The sequence below is a fragment of the Enterobacter cloacae complex sp. IR5428 genome (assembly GCF_049238585.1).
Classification (GTDB): domain Bacteria; phylum Pseudomonadota; class Gammaproteobacteria; order Enterobacterales; family Enterobacteriaceae; genus Enterobacter; species Enterobacter intestinihominis.
Map to the genome: position 1 here is coordinate 170,121 of NZ_JBMKHV010000001.1, position 18,079 is coordinate 188,199.

At 61.7% G+C, this 18,079-nt stretch carries 1 protein-coding gene; it reads left to right on the forward strand.

The window, feature by feature from the left end; translation table 11 throughout:
- The first annotated feature begins 51 nt into the window (after positions 1-51).
- Entirely contained in the window at positions 52-18,057 is an 18,006-nt protein-coding gene (locus ACOTXC_RS00820) for an Ig-like domain-containing protein (RefSeq protein ID WP_421767300.1), read from the forward strand.
- The last annotated feature ends 22 nt before the right edge of the window (positions 18,058-18,079 follow it).

Genomic DNA, 18,079 nt, shown 5'->3' on the forward strand with positions numbered 1-18,079 from the left:
CCCTCTGGTGGACATAACCACAGGAATACGCGCACCTGCAAGGAGAAGAATATGAGTAACGCAAAAGTTGTTGATGTTATCATTCGAAAAACGGCAGAAAAAACGAAATTAACCGGTGAAGGTAATCTCTCGGTCTCTATTTCATCGCCGAGCGTGATTGAAATTCAGGGTTCTGCTCAGGACGTGGTGCGTTATGTCCGCCAGGGGAATGACCTCCTAATTTATATGAAAGATGGCAGCGTGATCCGCTGCAATAATTATTTTGTCGAAGACACGGAAACCCATAATCATTCCGAACTGGTATTTAACGATAACCAGGAGTTGACGCATATTTCATTTGCCGATGCCGGGGAAGCATCAGGCGTTGCCGCCACCGAATTAACCGCCCAGGCTGCACCCATTAGCAGCATTGAACCTTTTCTGGAGCAGGGAAGCGTCTTAAGCGATGCGCCGTGGGGCTGGATTGCCGGAGCGGCGTTGGGAGGCGGTGCGATTGGCGCACTGCTGGCTCACGGCGGTGACGGCGAAACCAAAACAAAAGTTATTGATAATACGAAAGAAGTCGAAAGCGCCACGCCAACATTTTTGCTGACGGATAACGCGGGTGACAAGCAGGGGGTGCTGAGTGCAAAAGAGGTCACGGATGATAACACCCCAACCTTCAGCGGTACCGGGCAGCCGGGCGCGACCATTCAGGTTAAAGACAGCAGCGGCAGCACAATCGCCAGCACCATGGTCGCAAAGGACGGCACCTGGACGGTAACACTTCCGACCCAGGCGGACGGGGAACATACCTGGTCCGTCGTCCAGATCGACGGCAGTAAAACGACCTCTGCGGGCAGTATTACCGTAACCGTTTCTACAGCGGATACCAGCGTGACGCTCGCCACCACGGCGGGCGATAACGTGATCAACGCCAGCGAGCAGGCCGCTGGCTTTACGCTGTCCGGCACCAGCAAAAACCTGGCGCAGGGCGCGGCGCTTACCGTCACGCTGAACGGTAAAACCTATTCCGCAGAAGTGGGGGCAAACGGCGCATGGAGCGTGAAGGTGCCTGCTGCTGACGCGCAGGCGCTGGGCGATGGTACCTGGACGGTCAACGTCAGCGGCAAAGACGCGGCGGGCAACACCGTGACCGGCAGCCAGACGATTGGCGTCGATACCGCTGCGCCAGCGATTTCTGTCGACACGATCGCCCAGGACAACATCATCAACGCGGCTGAACATAATCAGCCGCTGACGCTGACCGGAAAAACCGATGCGGAAGCGGGCCAGATTGTGACGGTCACGCTGAACGGCAAAAATCACACGGCGACCGTGGGCAGCGACGGCACCTGGTCCGTTACGCTTTCGGCCAGTGAAGTACAGGCGATGGCTAACGGCGAGCACACCCTGACGGCAAACGTCAGCGACAAAGCGGGTAACGGGGCCTCCACCACCGCCGATTTCACGGTCGATACCGCAGCGCCAGTGGTCACTATCAACACTGTCGCGGGCGACGACATTCTGAACACCAGCGAGCAGGGGCAGGCTCAGATTATTTCCGGCCAGGCGAACGGCGCGGCGGCGGGCGACGTTGTCACCGTGACCGTTGGCGGCAAGACCTTTACCGGTGTCGTCCAGGCGGACGGCAGCTGGAGCGTCGGCGTGCCAGCCTCTGTCATTGGCGCGCTGGGTGAAGGTAGCCACAGCATTTCGGTCTCCGTGACCGATGCGGCGGGCAACACCAGCAGCGCGACGCACGGCATTACGCTCAGCGGCAACCCGCCGGAATTTACCCTTGACCCCATCAGCCAGGATAACGTCCTGAATGCGCAGGAGGCCATGCAGCCTCTGAGCCTGAGCGGGACCAGTAATCTGCCGAACGGCAGCGCTGTCACCGTGACGCTGAACAACGTTAACTATCAGGCCACCGTTGAGAACGGTAGCTGGTCCGTTCAGGTGCCGGTTTCCGACGTGCTGGATCTGGCGAATACCCTTTACACCGTGAGCGTCAGCGGCACCGACAGCGTGGGTAACAGCGGCTCCGCCGAGGCGAATCTGCTGGTCGATACCGCGTTGCCGCAGGTGATCCTCAACTCCTTTGCCGGGGATAACCTGGTCAATAACGCCGAAGCGGCGGTTGACCAAACCCTCAGCGGACGCGTCACCGGCGCGGCGGCGGGCGATACCGTCTCTGTCACCGTGGGCGGCAAGAGCTACACCGCGACGGTTGGCAGCGACCTGAAATGGAGCGTGACCATCCCATCGGCCGACCTTCAGGCGTTTGGCGACGGCGAGTTAACCTTCAGCGCCTCTGTCACCAATGCGCACGGCAACACCGGCACCGGCGAACGTGATATCAACATCAACGCCGAACTGCCGGGCCTGCGCGTGAACACGATCTCTGGCGATGACGTGATTAACGCCATTGAACAGCAGCAGGATCTGGCCGTGACCGGCTCCAGCACTCATCTGGCCGAAGGCACACAGATCACCGTCACCATCAATAATGTTGAATACGTCACCACGGTTAACGCCAGCGGCAGCTGGCAGATTGGCGTGCCGTCGGCGGACCTTCAGGCATGGACGGCGGGAGGCATGACCGTCAGCGTCAGTGCGGAAGATGCCTGGGGCAACACCGTGGCGGCTGAACACCCGATCGAGCTTGACCTGAACGCGGTGGCCGTCACCATCGATACCGTAACCACTGACGATATGCTCAACGCGGCGGAAAAAGGCGCGGATGTCACGCTTTCCGGTCAGACGCAGGGCGTAGAGGCCGGGCAAACCGTGGTGGTGAAATTCGCGGATCAAACCTTTACCGCACAGGTGCAGCAGGACGGCTCCTGGCGCCTGACCGTTCCGGCGAGCGCGATGGAAACGCTGATCGACGGGCGGGCGCAGGTGAGCGTCAGCGTGACTAACGTCAACGGCAACAGCGCGGACGCCTCACGCGTGGTGATTGTCGATACGCAGCCGCCAGCCATTACGCTTGATAACCTGACCGACGACAACATCATTAATGCGGCAGAAGCGCTGCAGGATCTGGTGCTCAGCGGCAGCACAACCGCTGAAGCGGGCCAGACGGTCACCGTGACGCTGAACGGTAAATCTTACCAGACCACGGTCCAGGCGGACGGTCGCTGGCAGTTGAACGTGCCTGCCGCCGACGTTGGCGCGCTGACCGATGGCAATGTCACCGTCACGGCCACCGTCAGTGACGTGGCGGGCAACAGCAGCAGCGCGGACCGCGTTGGGCTGGTGGATGCCACCGTGCCGCAGGTGACCATCAACGATTTCGTCACCGACACCAACACCGTTAACCAGCTGGCCCATTCACAGGCGCAGATCCTGAGCGGCTCCGTCACCGGCGCGGCGGCGGGTGATTTGGTCATCATCACCATCAATAACGTGGACTACACCACCGTGGTGGATGCGGCAGGCAACTGGAGCCTCGGCCTGCCTGCGTCCGTCGTTCAGGGGCTGACGGACGGCACCTGGACCATTAACGTCTCCGTGACCGACCAATCCGGCAACACCGGCAGCAGTTCAGTGGATGTGGTGGTCAACACGGTGACGCCCGTTATCGGTATTAACACGCTGGCCGCGGATGACGTGATCAATGCGGCAGAGAAGGGCGAAGATCTGCTGCTTTCCGGTACCAGCAACCAGCCGGAAGGAACCACCATCACCGTTAATCTGAACGGTATCAACTATGCAGCCACCACCGACGCCAGTGGCAACTGGAGCGTTACCGTACCCGCCTCTGCGGTGAGCGCGCTGGGTGAAGCCAATTACACCGTGACGGCGAGCGTCACCGATATTGTGGGCAACAGCGCCTCTGCCACGCACGATGTGCTGGTGGACAGCTCGCTGCCGGTTGTTATCCTCAACAACGTCGCGGGCGACAATATCGTTAACGCGGCGGAAGTGGCCGCAGGGCAAACCCTGACCGGGAAAGTATCGAACGCGGCATCGGGCGATACCGTCACCATTATCATCGGCGGGCAGACATACATGGCTACCGTACAGGACGATCTCACCTGGAGCCTGCCGTTAACCCAGAGTCAGTTAACCGCGCTCGGCAACGGCGACCTGACCGTATCGGCCAGCGTGACGAACGCGCACGGTAATACCGGATCGTCTTCCCTGGATGTCACCATTGACGCCCAGTTGCCCGGCCTGCGCATTGATACCGTCGCCGGTGACGACGTCATTAACGTTATTGAACACGCGCAGAACCTGGTTATCTCCGGCACCAGCACCGACCTGGCGGCGGGTAGTACCGTCACCGTGAGCATCAACGGCAAGAGTTATTCCGCCTCGGTACTGGCGGACGGCACCTGGCAGGCTGCGGTTCCGGCCGCGGACGTCTCCCGGTGGGAGGACGGGTCGCTCACCATCAGCGCCAGCGCGCAGGATACCTCCGGCAACCCGGTGAACATCGGTACCGTGGTGGATGTCGATCTCGCCCCGGTGGCGATAAGCATCAACAGCGTGACGGACGACAACGTGCTGAACGCGGCAGAAAAAGGCCAGGATCTGGTGCTGTCCGGCTCCTCCTCGAACGTTGAAGCGGGCCAGACCGTTACCATTATCTTTGCGGGTAAAACCTGGACCACGATGGTCGATGCCAACGGCGACTGGACCTGCACCGTACCGGCTGCCGATCTGAGCGGCCTGAAGGATGGCGACGCCAGCGTACAGGTTAGCGTAACCAACATGAACGGCAACGCGGCCTCTTCCTCGCAGGCATTCAGCGTCGATACCGCCGCGCCAGCGGTCACCATCAACACCATCAGCGGCGACAACATGCTAAATGCGGCAGAGGCGGCGCAGGACCTGACCCTGAGCGGGACGTCTACTGCCGAAGCAGGCCAGACGGTCACCGTGACCTTCAACGGCAATCAGTACACCGCCCAGGTGCAGGCAAACGGCAGCTGGACGCTGGATGTACCGGCGGCGGATCTGGCGGGGATCGCAGACGGTAGCGCGGCGGTCACGGCGACCGTATCCGATAAAGCGGGCAACCCGGCCAGCGCGGGGGCGTCCGTGCTGGTTGACACTACCGTGCCGCAGATTACCTTCAACATTGTGGCGGGCGACGACATTGTTAATATTGCCGAGCACGGCCAGGCGCTGATTGTCACCGGCAAGGTGACGGGCGCGCAGGCGGGCGATGTGATTACCCTGACCCTGAACGGCAAAGACTACACCGCCATGCTGGACGGTGCCGGTAACTGGAGCGTGGGCGTTCCGGCGGCGGACGTGGGCGCGCTGGCTAACGGCGATCAAACGATCTCCGCCACGCTCACCGATAAAGCGGGCAACAGCACCAGCGCGACGCACGCGTTTGACGTCTCCCTGACCGCGCCGGTGATTGCCATCACTACCCTGGCGGTTGACGACGTGATCAACGCGACCGAGAAAGGTCAGGATCTGCTGGTCTCCGGCACCAGCAACCAGCCGGACGGGACCCGCATCACCGTAACCCTGAACGGTATCAGTTACGCCGCTACCACCGATGCCAGCGGTAACTGGAGCGTCACCGTTCCGGCGGCAAACGTCTCGGCACTGGGCGAAGCGAGCTACAGCGTGACGGCCAGCGTGACCGATACCGCGGGTAATAGCGCGAACATCAGCCATAGCGTGCTGGTCGACAGCGCGCTGCCGCAGGTCACCATTAATGCAGTTGCCACCGACGACGTGATTAACGCAGCGGAAGTGGCTTCCGGACAAACCCTGAGCGGGAAAGTGAGCGGCGCGGCGAGCGGTGACACTGTCACGATCGGTATCGGGGGCAACACCTATACCGCGACGGTTCAGGACGATCTGAGCTGGTCGGTTAACGTGGCATCTGACGTCTTAACCGCTATCGGTAACGGCGATCTCACCGTAACAGCGAGCGTGACCAACGGCCACGGCAACACCGGCACCGGCGAGCGCGACATCACGATTGATGCCAGCCTGCCGGGCCTGCGCGTGGATACCGTGGCAGGCGACGATGTGATCAACAGCATCGAGCATACTCAAAACCTGATTATCACCGGCTCCAGCGACGGGCTGGCGAGCGGATCGGCGCTGACGGTCACCGTCAACGGCAAAACCTACGCGGCAACCGTGCTGGCGGACGGGACATGGAGTGCAGCCATTCCGGCGGCTGACGTCGGCGCGCTGAGCGCAGGTACAGTCACCGTGACCGTTGACGGCCAGAGCGCGGCGGGTAATCCGGTTTCCATCAGCCATGACGTGAAAGTGGATCTGGCGCCGGTCGCCATCAGCATCGACGCCATCGCTACCGACGACGTGATTAACGCAGCCGAGAAGGGTGCGGATCTGGTGCTGTCCGGCTCGACCACCAACGTGGAAGAAAACCAGACCGTTACTATCATTTTCTGCGGTAAGACCTATAGCGCGACGGTGGATGCCAGCGGCCACTGGACGGCGACCGTACCGTCTGCCGATTTGGGCGGACTGAAAGACGGCGACACCAGCGTGCAGGTCAGCGTCACCAACGTAAACGGCAACAGCGCCTCTGCGGGCCGCGAGTACAGCGTGGATGCCACCGCGCCGACGGTGTCGATTGAAATCGTCAGCGACAACAACATCATCAATGCTGCCGAAGCGCAGCAGGATCTGGTCGTTAACGGTGTCTCTGACGCGGAAGCGGGCCAGACCGTGACCGTGACCCTGAACGGCGAGAATTACACCACCACCGTGCAGGCGAATGGCAGCTGGAGCGTCACCGTACCGTCTGCGGATGTCGGCGCGATTTCCGACGGCGATTACACCATCACAGCAGCCGTCCTGGATAAAGCGGGTAACCCGGCCTCGGCGGATCGCGATGTGCTGGTGGATACCACGGTGCCACAGCTGACCATTAACACCGTTTCCGACGACGACGTGATCAACAGCGCCGAGCATGCGCAGGCGCTGATTGTCACCGGTTCCGTGACCGGTGCGGCGGCGGGTGACGTGGTGACCGTCACCATCAATAACAAAGATTACACGGCGACCCTGGACGCTTCCGGCAAGTGGAACGTAGGCGTGCCTGCGGCGGACGTGAGTGCTCTGACCGCAGGGGATCACACCATCACCGCGGCGCTGACCGATAAAGCCGGAAACAGCAACGGCACAACGCACGAGGTTGAAGTCAACCTCACCGCGCCGGTGCTGACCATTGACACCGTGTCCGGTGACGATGTGATCAACAGCAGCGAGAAAACGCAGGATCTGACCATCACAGGTACGGCTTCCGGGCTGGCAGCGGGCGCGGTGGTGACCGTGATGCTCAACGGCAAAGCGTACAGCGCCACGGTGGACACCAATGGCCAATGGACCACAACCGTTCCGGCGAGCGAGGTGGGGCAACTGGGTGAAGCGCTTTACACCGTGTCGGCCTCCGCGACGGACAGCGTCGGCAACAGCTCCAGCACCTCGCACACCGTGAACGTGGAATCCGTGCTGCCTGGCGTCATCATCAACACCGTGGCGGGCGACGACGTGATCAACGCAGCGGAGCTGGCAACCGGCCAGACCATTAGCGGCACAGTGGTGAATGCCGAAGCGGGCAACACCGTGACTGTGTCTGTTGGCGGCCACAGCTACACCGCAACGGTGCAGAGCGATCTCACCTGGTCCGTGAGCGTGCCGGAGTCGGTGCTGACCGCACTGGGCAACGGCGATTTAACCGTGTCAGCCAGTGTCACCAACGGCGTGGGCAATAGCGGAACGGGCGAGCGCGAAATCGTGATAGACGCGAATCTGCCGGGCCTGCGCGTGGACACCGTGGCGGGCGATGACGTGATTAACAGCATCGAACACGGGCAGAATCTGATTATCACGGGTTCAAGCGACGGCCTGACGGCGGGTACGGCGCTGACCGTCACCGCAAACGGTAAAACCTATGCGGCTACCGTGCTGGCAGACGGCACCTGGAGTGCGGCGATCCCTTCTGCGGACGTGAGTGCCCTTGCCGCAGGCACGGTCACCGTGAACGTTGAAGGCCAGAGCAGCGCGGGCAATCCGGTGACTATCAACCATGATGTGACGGTGGATCTGGCAAACGTCGCCATCAGCATCAATGCGCTTGCCACCGATGACGTGATCAACGCCGCCGAGAAGGGCGAAGATCTGGTGCTCTCCGGCACCACTGCGAACGTGGAGGAAAATCAAACCGTCACCATCGCCTTCGGCGGCAAGAACTACACCGCCACGGTGGACGCTGAGGGTAAATGGACCGCCACTGTGCCATCTTCGGATCTGACCGGTCTGAAAGAGGGTGATGCCAGCGTGCAGGTAAGCGTCACCAACGTGAACGGCAACAGCGCGTCTGCGGGACGCGAGTACAGCGTGGATGCTACCGCGCCGTCCGTGACCATCAACACGATTGCCACCGACGATATCCTGAACGCCTCAGAAGCGCAGTCCGACCTGGCAATCTCTGGCACCAGCACCGCCGAAGCAGGCCAGACGGTGACCGTATCGCTGAACGGCAAAGATTACACCACAACCGTCAGCGCGAACGGCAGCTGGGCGCTGAACGTGCCGGCAGCTGACCTTGCAGGATTAACCGACGGCAGCGTCACCGTGACCGCGGCCGTCAGCGACAAGGCGGGTAACCCGGCATCGGTTGATCACACTCTGATGGTGGATGTGACCGTTCCTGCGGTGACCATTCACACCGTGGCAGGCGACGACGTGATTAACGTGGCTGAACACAAGCAGGCACAGATTATCAGCGGCTCCGCCACCGGCGCGGCGGCGGGCGATAAGGTCACCGTCACGATCGGCGGCCAGACTTACACCACCGTGCTGGACGCGGCGGGTAACTGGAGCGTGGGCGTTCCGGCAAATGTGATTTCAGTCCTCAGCGACGGCACCGTGACCGTCACTGCGTCTGTCACCGACGCGGCGGGCAACACCGGCAGCGGCACGCATAATGTGACCGTCGATACCGGTCTGCCGTCGGTCAGCTTCAACGCCATCAGTGATGACAACGTCCTGAACGCCGTTGAAAAAGGGCAGGACCTGAGCGTCAGCGGCACCAGCGCCAACCTGACGGAAGGCACCGTGGTGACCGTAATTCTGAACGGCAAAAACTACACGGCGACAACTGCGGCAGACGGCACCTGGAGCCTGACGGTTCCGGCGGCGGATCTGGCCGGTCTCGGTCAGGCCAGTTACACCCTGAACGCGACCGCCACCAACGGCGTGGGCAACAGCGTGAGCAACACCGCGAACCTGCTGGTGGACACCGCGCTGCCAACCGTCACCATCAACACCGTGGCGGGCGACAACGTCATCAACGCGGCGGAAGTGGCGGCAGGTCAGATCCTGAGCGGCACCGTGGCGAATGCCGAAGCGGGCAACACCGTGACCGTGACTATCGGCGGCCACAGCTACACCGCAACGGTGCAGAACAATCTGTCCTGGTCCGTCAACGTGCCGTCTGACGTGCTGACCGCACTCGGCAACGGCAGCCTGAGCGTGACGGCAACCGTCACCAACGGCCACGGCAACACCGGCACCGGCGAACGCGAGATCGCTATCGACGCTAACCTGCCGGGCCTGCGCGTGAATACCGTGGCGGGTGACGACGTGGTCAACACCATCGAGCACGCGCAGAACCTGATTGTTTCAGGCTCCAGCGACGGGCTGGCGCCGGGCACGGCGCTGACGGTTACCGTCAACGGTAAAGATTACGCGGCAACGGTACTGGCAGACGGCACCTGGCGCGCGGCGATCCCGTCCACCGACGTGAGCGCGTGGCCGGAAGGCACCGTGAAAATCAGCGTTACCGGCGACAGCGCGGCGGGTAACCCGATCACCATCAGCCACGATGTGACCGTGGATCTGGCTACCGTTGCCATCAGCATCAATGCGCTTGCCACCGACGACGTGATTAACGCGGCGGAGAAGGGCGCGGATCTGGTGCTGTCCGGTGCGACCACCAACGTGGAAGCCGGGCAGACCGTGACCATCAGTCTGAACGGCAGGATCTACACCACCACCGTGGACGACAGCGGCAACTGGACTTACACCGTGCCGTCAGCGGATCTGGCTGGCCTGAAGGATGGCGATGCCAGCGTGCAGGTGAGCGTCACCAACGTGAACGGCAACAGCGCGTCTGCGGGCCACGAGTACAGCGTGGATGCTACCGCGCCGTCCGTGACCATCAACACGATTGCCACAGACGATATCCTCAACGCCACGGAAGCGCAGTCAGACCTGGCAATCTCCGGCACCAGCACCGCCGAAGCGGGCCAGACGCTGACCGTGTCGCTGAACGGCAAAGATTACACCACAACCGTGAGCGCGGACGGCAGCTGGACGCTGAACGTTCCGGCGGCGGATCTGGCAGGATTAACCGACGGCAGCGTGACGGTCACTGCCTCAGTCAGCGACAAGGCGGGTAACCCGGCATCGGTTGATCACACTCTGACGGTGGATGTGACCGTTCCTGGGGTGACCATCCACACCGTTGCAGGTGACGATGTGATTAACGCGGCTGAACACAATCAGGCGCAGATCGTCAGCGGCTCCGCCACCGGCGCGGCAGCGGGCGATAAGGTCACCGTCACGATCGGCGGCCAGACTTATACCACCGTGCTGGACGCGGCGGGTAACTGGAGCGTGGGCGTTCCGGCCAGCGTCATTTCAGTCCTCAGCGACGGCACCGTGACCGTCACTGCGTCTGTCACCGACGCGGCGGGCAACACTGGCAGCGGCACGCATAATGTGACCGTCGATACCGGTCTGCCGTCGGTCAGCTTTAACGCCATCAGCGATGACAACGTACTGAACGCGGTAGAAAAAGAGCAGGACCTGAGCGTCAGCGGCACCAGCGCCAACCTGGCGGAAGGCACCGTGGTGACCGTAATTCTGAACGGTAAAAACTACACGGCGACAACTGCGGCAGACGGCACCTGGAGCCTGACCGTTCCGGCGGCGGATCTGGCGAGCCTGGGCGAAGCCAACTACACCCTGAGCGCGACCGCCACCAACGGCGTGGGCAACAGCGTGAGCAATACCGCGAACCTGCTTGTCGACACCGCGCTGCCAACCGTCACCATCAACACAGTGGCGGGCGACAACGTGATTAACGCGGCGGAAGTGGCTGCGGGGCAGACCCTCAGCGGCAGGGTAACGAACGCTGAGGCGGGCAACACCGTGACGGTGACCATCGGCGGCAACAGCTACACCGCGACGGTGCAGAGCGATCTGACCTGGTCCGTGAACGTGCCTGAGTCGGTTCTGACGGCGCTGGGCAACGGCGATTTAACGGTGTCAGCGACCGTCACTAATGACCATGGCAATTCGGGAACGGGCGAGCGCGATATCACTATCGACGCCAGCCTGCCGGGGCTGCGCGTGGATACCGTGGCGGGCGATGACGTGATCAACAGCATTGAGCATGGTCAGAATCTTATCGTCACTGGCTCAAGCGACGGGCTGGCGGCGGGCACTACGCTCACCGTGACCCTGAATGGCAAGACCTATGCCGCGTCGGTACTGGCAGACGGCTCCTGGACCGCGGCGATCCCGGCGGCAGACGTGGGCGCTCTGGCCGCAGGCACGATGACCGTCACCGTAGCGGGCCAGAGCGCGGCGGGCAATCCGGTCTCCATCAGCCACGACGTCACCATCGATCTGGCAGCCGTGGCGATCAGCATCGATGCCATCGCCACCGACGACGTGATTAATGCGGCGGAGAAAGGCGCGGATCTGGTGCTATCCGGCAGCACATCCAATGTGGAAGAGAACCAGATCGTTACCATCATCTTTGGCGGCAAGTCTTACACCGCCAAAGTCGATGCCGACGGCAACTGGACGGCGAACGTGCCTTCCTCGGATCTGGCGGGTCTGAAAGACGGCGACGCCAGCGTGCAGGTGAGCATCACCAACGCGCACGGCAACAGCGCTTCGGCGGGCCGCGAATACAGTGTAGATGCCACCGCGCCAACCGTGACGATTGACACGGTCGCAGGCGACAACGTGATCAACGGCAGCGAAGCGGCTGCGGGCGTGGCCATTTCCGGCACCACCACGGCGGAAGTCGGTCAGACGGTAACCGTAACCTTCGGCGGGAACAGCTACACCGCGCAGGTTCAGCAGGGCGGCGTCTGGAGCGTTAACGTGCCGGGCACAGACCTGTCCGCCCTGGCGGATAACGGCTACACCGTGCAGGTGAGCGTGAGTGACGCCGCGGGTAACCCGGGCAGCGCGGGTAAAGCGATTACGCTTGATACCACGCCGCCGACCGTCAGCTTTAACGTCGTGGCGGGTGATGACGTCATCAACAGCGTGGAGCACGGGCAGGCGCAGATCGTCAGCGGCACCGCAACCGGCGCCAGCGTCGGCGATAAGCTGATTATCACCATCGGTTCGAATCAGTACACCACCACCGTTGACGCCAGCGGTTACTGGAGCGTGGGCGTTCCGGCCAGCGTGATTTCCGCACTGGCCGACGGCACCGTAACCCTCAGCGCGACTATCACCGACAGCGCAGGCAACAGCAGCACTCAGACCCATGACGTGGTGGTAAATACCGCATCGGTCGCGCTGACCGTCAACACCCTCAGCGGTGATGACGTGATCAATGTGGCAGAAGCGGGCGCGTCGCTGGTTATCAACGGTTCCAGTGCGCAGTTCGCCAGCGGCACGCAGGTCACTATCACCCTGAATGGTAAGAGCTATACGGCCACCATTCAGAGCGACGGCGCCTGGCAGACCACCGTTCCAGCCGCCGACGTGGGCGCTTTGGCCGACGGCGCGAGCTACCAGGTTTCTGCTTCGGCGCAGGACAGCGCCGGGAACAGCGCCTCGGCGACGCATACCATCAGCGTGGACACCACCTCGCCGGTGATTAGCGTGAACACGTTGTCGGGCGACGACGTGCTGAATGCGGCGGAAGCTCAGCAGCCGCTCACCGTACACGGCTCTTCCAGCGCGGAAGCAGGCCAGACTGTGACCGTCACGCTGGGCGGAAAAACCTACACTGCGCTTGTCGGCAGCGATGGCACCTGGACGCTGGACGTTCCGGCGGCAGACCTGGTCGCACTGAGCCAGGGTGCGCTGACGGTGACCGCCGTGGTCAACGATAAAGCCGGTAACAGCGGCCAGACGACCCATACCTTAACGGTCGATACCGGCGCACCAGCCGTCACCATCAGCACCGTGGCCGATGACGATATCGTCAACAACGCCGAGCAGCTGGCGGGGCAGACTATTAGCGGGACCACCACCGCGGAGCAGGGCCAGACGGTGACCGTCTCCTTCAACGGGCACAGCTATCAGGCGACCGTTGGAGCAGACGGTTCGTGGTCGGTCTTCGTGCCGGGCCGCGACTTCCTCGGCCTGAGCGATGGGGATTACACCATTACGGCTACGGTGAGCGATAAGGCGGGTAACCCGGGCAGCGCAACACACGACGTGACGCTGAACGGCGACGTGCCGACCATCGTCATTAACACCTTTGCCCAGGACGATATCGTCAACGCCGCCGAGCACGGCACGCCGCTAATTGTCAGCGGCACCACCGACGCGCCTGCGGGCCAGACGGTGACCATTACGCTTAACGGTAAAACCTACACGGCTACCGTTCAAAATGACGGCACCTGGAGCTATACGGTCGGCAGCGCAGACGTGACCGCGCTGGCGGACGGCGGTTCGTACGTGATCAATGCGCAGGTGAGCAACGCCATCGGCAACAGCGCCAGCGATAACCACAGCGTCACCGTGGATCTCACCGCACCGTCAATGGGGATCAGCATTGATTCCCTGCAAAACGATACCGGCCTGAGCGCGAGTGACTTCATCACCAACGATAAGCAGGTGGTGGTGAACGGTTCGCTATCGGCGCAGCTCGGCAATAACGAGAAGGCGCAGATCAGCCTGGACGGTGGTTCAACCTGGATTGACCTGACCGTGACCGGCACCACCTGGCGCTACACCGATGGGCGTACCCTGACGGACGGGACGTACCCGTACCAGGTGCGCGTCATTGATAATGCGGGCAACGTTGGGGCAACGGACAGCCAGGACGTGGTAATCGATCTGACGAAGCCTGCGGCGACGAGCATTACCGTGGATTCCGTCTCGCAGGATACCGGCCTGTCCGACAGCGACTTCATTACCAGCGACAACCAGATTAGCCTGAAAGGGACGCTCGGCGCGGCCCTGGGCAGCGGCGACCACGCGCAGATCAGCCTGGACGGTGGCGCGACCTGGACTGACGTGAGCGTCAGCGGTCTGAGCTGGACCTACGTTGATGGCCGCACGCTGGCCGACGGAGACTACAACTACCAGCTGCGGGTGATTGACGACGCGGGGAATATCAGCGCCACCACCAGCCAGGTGGTGACCATTGATACCGTCGCGCCAGACGCCAGCAAAACGATCGCTATCGACAGCATCAGCGACGATACCGGCCTGAGCAGCAGCGACTTTATCACCAATGATACCTCCCTGACGCTGCACGGCTCGCTCGGCGCAACGCTGGCCGACGGCGAATATGCCCAGATTAGCATCGACGGCGGAGTCAGCTGGCAGAACGTGATCGTCACCGGCAACAGTTGGTACTACGTGGACGGCCGCACGCTGGGTAACCAGACCTATGACTACTACGTTCGCGTAGTGGATGCGGCGGGCAACGTGGGTGCCAGCGCTCATCAGCAGGTGACGGTCGATACGGTCGCGCCGGATGCGGCGATTACGGTGATCGTGGATAACATCACCGTCGATACCGGCTTCGACAATAACGACTTCCTGACCAGTTCGACCTCGTACACGCTCAACGGGACACTCGGGGCCGAACTCGGGGCGGGTGAGTATGTGCAGGTGAGCATGGATGGCGGCACTACCTGGGTTTACGCCACGGTAAGCGGCACCCGGTGGAGTTATAACGACGCGCGCACCCTGGCCGACGGCGACTACCGCTATCAGGTGCGGGTTGTCGATCAGGCGGGCAACGTCGGGGCCACCACCACGCAGGACGTGACGGTGGATACCCAGGCGCCGCAGTACGGCATCACCATTGACAGCATCAGCGAAGATACCGGGCAGTCCGGGAGTGATTTCATCACCATGGACACCTCGCTGACGATCAACGGCTCGTTGGGCAGCGCGCTGGCCAGCGACGAGCGCGTACAGATCAGCCTCGACGGCGGCAATACCTGGATTGACACTGCCGTCACTAACCAGCGCTGGAGCTATACGGATACCCGCGATCTGGCGGACGGGGATTACACCTGGCAGGTGCGGATCATCGACCAGGCGGGCAACGTCGGCTCAACCTCTTCGCAGGTGGTAACGGTTGATACCACGCCGCCTGAAACGGTGGGAACGGTTGTCAGCTATACCGACGGGGAAGGTGAACGTACGGGCACGTACGGCGCATCAGTCGCGACGGACGATACCTCACCACTGATCAACGGTACGCTTAACCGTGCTCCGGAAGACGGCGAAATCGTGCAGCTTTACCGGGACGGGATCTTGCTGGGTCAGGTCACAATGAACGGCAGCGCAAGCTGGTCCTATCAGGACAACGGCCTGCTCGACGGGAATCACACTTACATTCTGCGCGTCACCGACAAAGCCGGTAACTACACGGAATCGGATGGCTTTGTGCTGAACGTCGATACCAGCATCCCGACCACCACGGCAGCGATTACTGCCCAGACCACCTCGGATACCACGCCGATTGTCAGCGGTACGGTCTCCGCAGACCTGGTAAACGGTGAATATCTGGTGGTGACGGTGAACGGGAAAACCTACACCTCCCAGACCGGCGGCGCGGTGGTAGTCGACCCGGATCACAATACCTGGTATCTGCAGATCCCGGACAGCGATGCCCTGAGCGTGGCGAACTACGACGTAACCGCGCAGGTGAAGAGTAGCGCGGGCAACGGTAACACCACTGGTACGGCAACCGGCAGCCTGGTGATCGATACCACCTCGGTGAATACCGACTGGGCGACCACTGCGGGTAACCTGAATAACTCGACCATGACCGTCGGCACGAACAGCAGCGGCCTGTGGAATATCATTGCTAACGGCCAGTCTTACTCCAGCAGCGATAGCTCGACCTATGCCGGCAATACGCTGAGCAACACCCGTGGCTATTACGTGGTGAGTCAAACCGCCGCCGACTTTGACCGTAACGGCACCCAGGATATTTTCGCAACTGAGAACACCTACGCGGGTTCTACGCAGGTGATGTGGACCTACGATGGCAGCAGTTACACCGCCAGCCAGCTGGCAATGGGGACCACCATCTGGTACGGCGGCGTAATTGCCTACGATAAAACCGGGGATGGCTATCTGGATCTGGCCTACGGAGATGCCGGTATGGACTCCCTGACCTACCTGGTTAATACCAACGGCGTTCTGTCGCCGGACGGCACCGGCGGGGAAGGTGGATTCTACGGCCAGTTCGATTCCGGACGTGAAATCTCCGGCGTCGACCTGAACAACGACGGCACCGTGGACATCGTGCAGCACACCAACCGCAGCGGGGCGTACTCGCTCACCGTGATAAACAACAACGGGAACGGTACGCTCTCCATTGGCCAGAACCTGACCAACGTGTTTGTGGCCAACGCCTCGAATACCACCACGGCGGCGTCCATGACGTGGGCGGACTTTAACGGCGATGGCTACATGGACCTGTACCTGGGCAGCAGCTACAACAACAACGGCGGGGTGATTTACTACAACGACGGTACCGGGCAGCTATCCACCACCAGGAGCGCGGTGGAAGCCTCTAACGCCACGGCGGGCTATTTGTCGGTGGCGGTGGACTGGAACGGCGATGGGCAGATGGACATCATCAAGCTCAGCACCTACGGCGGCTCGCAGACGGCAACCTTGTTCACCAACAACGGCTACGGCTCAACCTGGACTTCAAGCCAGCTGGCGTCAGGGCTTGCTAACGTCACCGGCGTCGCCGCGGTGGACTACAACTGGGATGGTGCGCAGGATCTGCTGGTGTCTCAGCAGAATGGCAAGGTGGTGCTGGTGCAAAACAGCAAAACCATTGCTGACGGTACCGCGATGCATCTGCACATTGTCGATAGCGAGGGCATCAACGCCTACTACGGCAACACGGTCAATCTGTACAACGCCGCGGGCGTACTGGTGGCCTCGCAGATCATCAACGCCCAGTCCGGCATTGGCTCGAATGATACCTCTGCGCTGGTAAGTTTCTACGGGCTGGATCCGAACGAAACCTACTCGGCGGAGATCGTGAAGATCACCAACGGCGTGTCGGATAACGTCACCTGGACCGGCCTGGACGCGAGCAACGGCAAAGAGGGTTATGTTCTCACCGCCGAAGCGGCCACCGGCGGCCACAGCGGAACCATTACCGGAACCGGGTATAACGACACCTTTATCGCAGAGGATGGGACCTATACCTATAACGGCTCCGGCGGCTGGAATACCCATTCCGACTACGACACCTGGAGCAATACCGGCGGCATGGACGTGGTGGATTACCGCAATGCCACCTCTGGGATAACTGTTGATTTGCGCCTCTCAACGGCGCAGGACACCGGGTTCGGTACTACACGGTTGTTGAATATTGAAGGGATTAACGGCTCCGACCATGACGACGTGATCACCGGCAACAGCGGTGATAACCAGTTCGAAGGCCGCGGCGGTAACGACACCTTCAACATCGGCAGCGGCGGTCAGGACACGCTGCTCTATAAGCTGATCAACGCGTCTGACGCGACGGGCGGCAACGGTAGCGATGTGGTGAACGGCTTTACCGTCGGTACCTGGGAAGGGACGGCAGACACGGACCGCATCGATCTGCGCGACCTGCTTTCCGACAGCGGCTATACCGGCACCGGCTCGGCGAGCTACGTGAACGGCGTGGCGACGCTGGACAGTAGCGCGGGCAACATTGCTGACTACATCCGCGTGGTGCAGAACGGCAGCAACACCGAGATCCAGGTTGACCTCGACGGGACGGGCGGCCAGTTCTCGCCAACCACCCTGGTGACGCTGAACGGCGTGCAGACGGATCTGGCGACGCTGCTGGCAAATCATCAACTGTTAATTGCGTAAAACAACGCCGCGGGGAGCGATC